Here is a 5,185-nt window from a genome sequence, read left to right as displayed (position 1 = left end):
GCGCGGGTATCACCCCGCGGGGTGTATACAAAACCCCCGCGGGGGCCCCCCCGGCCCGCGCGCGCCAACCTCCCCCCCCCCGGCCCGGTTGTCCCCCCCGGCGCGCGGCCCAGTGCCTGGGCCGCGACGACCGAGGAGCCGGGCAGGCTGCGCCTGCCGATCCGGAGGTGCGATCATGCGTGACGGGATGCGCCGCTCGGTCGGCCTCGCCCTGTTGCTCGGCATCCTGTGCGCGCCGCCGGCGCGGGCGCAGGATCCCGCCGCCCCGCGCCCGTGGAGCGATCCGCCCGCGCGGGCGGCCGAGGCCCCGGCCGTGCCGGAGGCGGCAAAACCCGCCTCCCCGGCCGTCGAACCCGCCGCAACGCCCGCGCGACCGGCCCCGAAGCCGGCACGGACCGCCTCGCGGCCGCGCAAGGCCGAGCGCCCGGCAATCGCACGGCGCGCGCCCGAGCGGCGCGAGCGCGTCGCGGCGCGCCCGATCCGCCGTCCGGTCGCAGAAGCGCCGCGCCGGGCCGTCGCCGTCCGGCCGGAGCCGCGGCCGGTGCGGGTCGCCCGCCCGCTGCCGCCGGAGATGGCGGGCTACCGCGACGTCGACCTCTGGGTCGATGCCCGCGCCGACCGGATCCGCCGCGCCCAGGACGGCGGCTTCCTGGTCATGCGCCGCACCACCATCGAGGATCCGATGGGCCGGCGGATGCAGATCCTGCGGCCCATCGACGACGAGGACGAGTAGAGTCCGTCACAGCCACGGCCGCAGGGCCAGGTGGGCGCCGAGCAGCAGGAGACCGATCAGGAAGGCGCGCCGGAAGGTCGGCGCCGAGACCCGGCCGCGCAGCCACTGCCCGGCCGCCATGCCGAGGAGCGCCGGCGCCAGGGTGGCGAGGGAGGCGGCCCCGGCGGCGAGCGGCAGCGCACCCTCCCGCGCGAGACCGGCGGCCAGCGCCACGGTCGAGACCGTGAAGGACAGGCCGAGGGCCTGGATCAGCCCGTCGCGGTCGAGCTGGAGCGCCTGGAGGTAGGGCACCGCCGGGATCACGAAGACCCCGGTCGCCCCGGTGACGAGACCGGTGACGAGGCCGACGGCCGGCGACAGCCACGGCTCGGCACGGGCCGGCACCCGGATGGAGAGGCCGGCGAGCCCGGTCGCCGCGTAGGCCACCAGCGCGACCCCGAGGGCGCTCGCCGGGCCGGGCCCCTGGCTGCCGGCGATCAGCCCGGCGCTCGCCACCGTGCCGACGGCGACCGCCGCCATCATCGGCCAGAGCCGCCGCAGCAGAGGGCCGAAGCGCGGCCCGGCGAGGAGCTGCCAGACATTGGTGACGAAGGACGGCACGATCAGGAGCGCCGCAGCCTGGCCCGGGCTCATCACCGTGGCGAGCAGCCCCACCGCCACCGTCGGCAGGCCGAGCCCGATCACGCCCTTGACGAAGCCGGCGAGGAGGAAGGTGGCGAGGATCACCGCCCAGCCGAGCGGGCCGGCGCTGCCGGCGAGGAAGTCGGTCACGGATTGCGTCGTCTTCGTTCGTCAGTCGCGGCCGGCCAGGTCCCGGAGCATCGCCTCCGGGCTCGGCAGCGGGTGGGCCGGGGCCTCGACCGGCGCGACGTGCGGCGACACCGATGCGTCGACCGGGTGGCCTTCGAGGAGGAGGCCGGCGGCCAGGATCGCGATGGCGAGGGCGACGAGCCCGAGCGGGCCCGGCCCCCCGGGACTGAGCGGGATGCGCGGCGGCATGGTGCGGGTCCTCCGGTTGCGATGCCGGCAGCTTGGGCGGCGGCGGAGGGTGCAACAAGCCGTAAGGGGCGAAAGGTCCCTTCGCGGGAGGTGGAGGCCAGCCTATGGACGCTCGACGACCGGGGATCCAGATGCGGCGTGGTCGGCGAGCGTCCGCAGCACCCCCATCGCCTCCTCCGCCCGCGCCACCGGCACGAACAGGTGGTCGTGGTGGAAGGCCGAGACGGCATTCACCGCGATCCCCCGTTCGGCGAGGCGCGCCGTCACGGCGGCGAGGAAGCCGATGGCAGCGAGCGAGGAGTGCACCGTCAGCGTGATCCAGCGGCACGGGAAGGCGCCCGTGAGGCCGGCCCGCGCGGCCTGCGCCTCCGGAAGGATCAGGGTCGTGCCCTCCGCCTCGCGAAAGCTCATCACGGGCGTGAGCCCCGCCGGCACCGCATCGTCATCCACCACGGCGAAGACGTAGGTGCCGGGCCGCAGCTCCGGCCGCATCCCGGCGAGGAGGCGGCCGAGATCCGTCTCGCCGCTCACGGAGCGGTCACGGCGAGCGGCTCCAGCACCCGCCGCAGCGCCTCCGGCAGCGGCACCGGGCGCTGCGTCGCCCGGTCGACGTAGACGTGGACGAAGTGGCCCTGCGCCGCGGCGTCCTCGTCGTCGTTGCGGAACAGACCGACCTCGTAGCGCACGCTCGACGTGCCGCGATGCGCGACCCGGATCCCGGCCATGACCCGGTCGGGGAACGCCATCGAGCGGAAGTAGCGGCACCCGGTCTCGACCACGAGGCCGATCACCGGGCTGTTCGCAATGTCGAGGGCGCCCTCCGCGATCAGCACGCTGTTCACCGCCGTGTCGAAGAACGCGTAATAGACCACGTTGTTGACGTGGCCGTAGACGTCGTTGTCGGCCCAGCGGGTGGTGATCGGGACGAAGCGCCGGTAGGCGGCGCGGGTCTCGGGGGGCGTGCGGCCGCTCAACGGACAAGCCTCGCGACAAGAGGAAGAGCCGGACCGTAGGCCGGCGGGGTTCCGGCGATCAAGCCAGGCTCACACCCCGAAGGTCTCCGGATCCGGCCCCATCCGCCCGGCCGGATCGTCGAGGGCGGCGATGCGGGCGAGATCCTCGGCGTCGAGGGAAAAGCCGTCGAGCTCCCGGTTCTCGCGGATGCGGGCGGGCGTGGCGGATTTCGGGATCGCGACGGTGCCGCCATCCAGGTGCCAGCGCAGGACGACCTGGGCCGGGGTGCGGCCGTGCTTCTCGGCGATGGCCTGGATCGCCGGGTCGCCCAGCAGGCCGCCGCGGCCGAGCGGCGCCCAGGCCTCGGTGACGATGCCGGCCTCCTGATGGAAGGCCCGCAGGGCCTTCTGCTGGAAGCGCGGATGCAGCTCGACCTGGTTGACCGAGGGAGTCGAGCCGGTGGCGTCGATCACGCGCTTGAGGTGATCGACGGTGAAGTTGCAGACGCCGATCGAGCGGGCGCGGCCATCCTCGCGCAGGCGCATCAGGGCGCGCCAGGTGTCGACGTATTGCCCACGCTGCGGCACCGGCCAGTGGACGAGGTAGAGGTCGACGTAGTCGAGGGCGAGGCGGCTCAGGGATTCCTCGCAGGCCCGCAGGGTCTCGTCGTAGCCGTGGCGGTCGTTCCAGACCTTGGTGGCGACGAAGACCTCTTCCCGAGGGAGGCCGGAGGCGGCGACGGCGCGGCCGATGCCGGCCTCGTTGCCGTACATCGCCGCGGTGTCGATCAGGCGGTACCCAGCCTCGAGCGCGGTGCCGACGACCGAAGGGGCCTCCTCGTCGGAGAGGCGCCACACCCCGAAGCCGAGCTGGGGGATGCGCTTCCCGTCGTTCAGGGTCAGGACGGCGTCGGACATGAGGAACACTTTCGGCGGGGTCTGACAGGGGCGAAAACCTGATCTGGGTCGGACCCCGCCGATGTCGAGGGTGGGTTACTTCACCAGCGGGCAGCCGCCGTCGGCCATCGGCCGGAACGCCTGGTCGCCCGGCACGGTGTCGAGGAGCTTGTAGTAGTCGTACGGGCCCTTGCTGTCGGCCGGGGCCTTCACCTCGTAGAGGAACAGGTCGTGCACCGCGCGGCCGTCCTGGCGCACCGTGACGGTGCCGAAGAGCGGATCGTTGATCGGCTTCTCGCGCAGGGCCGCCACGACCTTCTCGCCCTCGATAGTGCCGGTGTCGCGCACCGCCCGCAGGTAGGCGAGGGTCGAGGAGTAGACGCCGGCATGGTTCTCGGTCGGCATGCGGCCGTTCATCCGCTCGCCGAAGCGCTTAGCGAAGGCGCGGGTGCCGTCGGTGCGGTCCCAGTAGAAGGCGCTGGCGAGCTGCAGCCCCTGCGCCGCCTTGAGGCCGAGGGCGTGGGTGTCGGAGAGCTGCACGAACAGGGCGGCAAGCCGCATCTCCGGCATCACGCCGAACTCCGCCGCCTGCTTGACGGCGTTGATCATGTCGGCGCCGGTATCGGCGAGCGCCAGCACCTGCGCGCCTGACCCCTGCGCCGAGAGCAGGGGCGAGGCGAAGTCGCCGGCATTGAGCGGGTGCTTGCTCGACCCCTTCACGGTGCCGCCGGCGGCCTTCAGCGCCACGGTGGCGTCGCGCTCCAGCGCGTGGCCGAGCGCGTAATCGACGGTGACGAAGTACCAGGACTTGAGGCCGCGCCCGGCGATGGCCCGCGCGGTGGCCGAGCCCTGCGCCCAGGTATCCGAGACCCACTGCACGGTGGTCGGCGCGCAGGCCTTGCCGGTGAGGTCGGAGGTGAGCGCGCTGGAGGCCAGGGCCACCCGGTGGCGCTCGCGCATCAGGTTGGACACCGCCAGCGCGACCGCCGAATTCGGCAGGTCGACGATGGTCGAGACGCCCTCCTGGTCGAGCCAGCGCCGGGCGGTGGCGAGGCCGATATCGGGCTTGTTCTGGTGGTCGGCCGAGACGACCTCGACCTTCAGCTCGCCGGCCTCCTTGGCGAAATCCTCGACGGCGAGTTGCGCGGCCGTGACCGAGCCGGTGCCGGCCTGGTCGGCGAAGGGCCCGCTCATGTCGCTGAGCACGCCGATCTTGATCGGCGTCTTGGCGTCCTGCGCGAGGGCGGGGGCATTCAGGGCCAGCGACAGGGCGAGGCCGGCGGCGCCGGCGGCCGTTGAGCGGAACGACATCGGGGGACCTCCCAGGGAGCTTTTTGTCAGATCTTATCCACGGCCCGGGCGGGCCGGTTCGGGGCCCTGTATGTCAGGGGTGCGGGGCGGCGTCGATGCGGGATCGCGCGGCTTGGTTGAGAAAGCGGGGGTCTGTCATCGGCGGCGAGGAAGCGGGTGTGAGCGTCGCCCGACATCGATCTAGGCGCCCGCGAACCCTCCCCCCTCTGCGGGGGAGGGTGGCGAGCGGAGCGAGCCGGGAGAGGGGACGCCGCTTCCGGAGAGGTCGCGACCATGATGACGGGCGCCATCT

The 5,185-nt window shown here is 73.6% G+C and carries 7 protein-coding genes; 1 reads left to right on the top strand and 6 read right to left on the bottom strand.

Features of this window, described 5'->3' with window-relative positions; all coding sequences use genetic code 11:
- Positions 1-175: 175 nt before the first annotated feature.
- A complete protein-coding gene (locus ABZT49_RS27710) occupies positions 176-733 on the top strand; it encodes a hypothetical protein (RefSeq protein ID WP_355290872.1) in 558 nt (185 codons plus the stop codon).
- Between the two features lie 6 nt (positions 734-739).
- Here the strand turns inward: ABZT49_RS27710 and ABZT49_RS27705 are convergent, their stop codons facing one another.
- The 6 genes from ABZT49_RS27705 to ABZT49_RS27680 form a co-directional block, all read right to left on the bottom strand.
- Positions 740-1,504, bottom strand: a complete 765-nt coding sequence (locus tag ABZT49_RS27705) for a sulfite exporter TauE/SafE family protein (RefSeq protein WP_355290871.1) — start codon at positions 1,502-1,504, stop codon at positions 740-742.
- A gap of 21 nt (positions 1,505-1,525) precedes the next feature.
- The gene (locus ABZT49_RS27700) at positions 1,526-1,732 is read right to left on the bottom strand and encodes a hypothetical protein (protein WP_355290869.1); all 207 of its coding nucleotides are present in this window, start codon (positions 1,730-1,732) and stop codon (positions 1,526-1,528) included.
- 102 nt (positions 1,733-1,834) lie between these two features.
- A complete protein-coding gene (locus ABZT49_RS27695) occupies positions 1,835-2,263 on the bottom strand; it encodes an ACT domain-containing protein (protein ID WP_355290867.1) in 429 nt (142 codons plus the stop codon).
- A complete protein-coding gene (locus ABZT49_RS27690; protein WP_355290865.1) occupies positions 2,260-2,706 on the bottom strand; it encodes a thioesterase family protein in 447 nt (148 codons plus the stop codon). The genes ABZT49_RS27695 and ABZT49_RS27690 overlap by 4 nt, the downstream gene beginning before the upstream one ends.
- A gap of 69 nt (positions 2,707-2,775) precedes the next feature.
- Complete coding sequence (locus tag ABZT49_RS27685) at positions 2,776-3,603, bottom strand: aldo/keto reductase (RefSeq protein WP_355290863.1); 828 nt, start codon at positions 3,601-3,603, stop codon at positions 2,776-2,778.
- A 75-nt stretch (positions 3,604-3,678) separates the two neighbouring features.
- Positions 3,679-4,893, bottom strand: a complete 1,215-nt coding sequence (locus ABZT49_RS27680) for an ABC transporter substrate-binding protein (RefSeq protein WP_355290861.1) — start codon at positions 4,891-4,893, stop codon at positions 3,679-3,681.
- Positions 4,894-5,185 lie beyond the last annotated feature (292 nt).

It is taken from the genome of Methylobacterium sp. EM32 (assembly GCF_040593685.1).
GTDB lineage: Bacteria > Pseudomonadota > Alphaproteobacteria > Rhizobiales > Beijerinckiaceae > Methylobacterium.
Note: the sequence above shows the minus strand (reverse complement) of the source record. Positions and strands in the feature narration are given on the sequence as shown.

Coding starts and splice junctions, on each gene's coding strand:
- ABZT49_RS27685 (WP_355290863.1), bottom strand. CDS start 3,603: ATGTCCGACGCCGTCCTGACCCTGAACGACGGGAAGCGCATCCCCCAG.
- ABZT49_RS27680 (WP_355290861.1), bottom strand. CDS start 4,893: ATGTCGTTCCGCTCAACGGCCGCCGGCGCCGCCGGCCTCGCCCTGTCG.
- ABZT49_RS27700 (WP_355290869.1), bottom strand. CDS start 1,732: ATGCCGCCGCGCATCCCGCTCAGTCCCGGGGGGCCGGGCCCGCTCGGG.
- ABZT49_RS27710 (WP_355290872.1), top strand. CDS start 176: ATGCGTGACGGGATGCGCCGCTCGGTCGGCCTCGCCCTGTTGCTCGGC.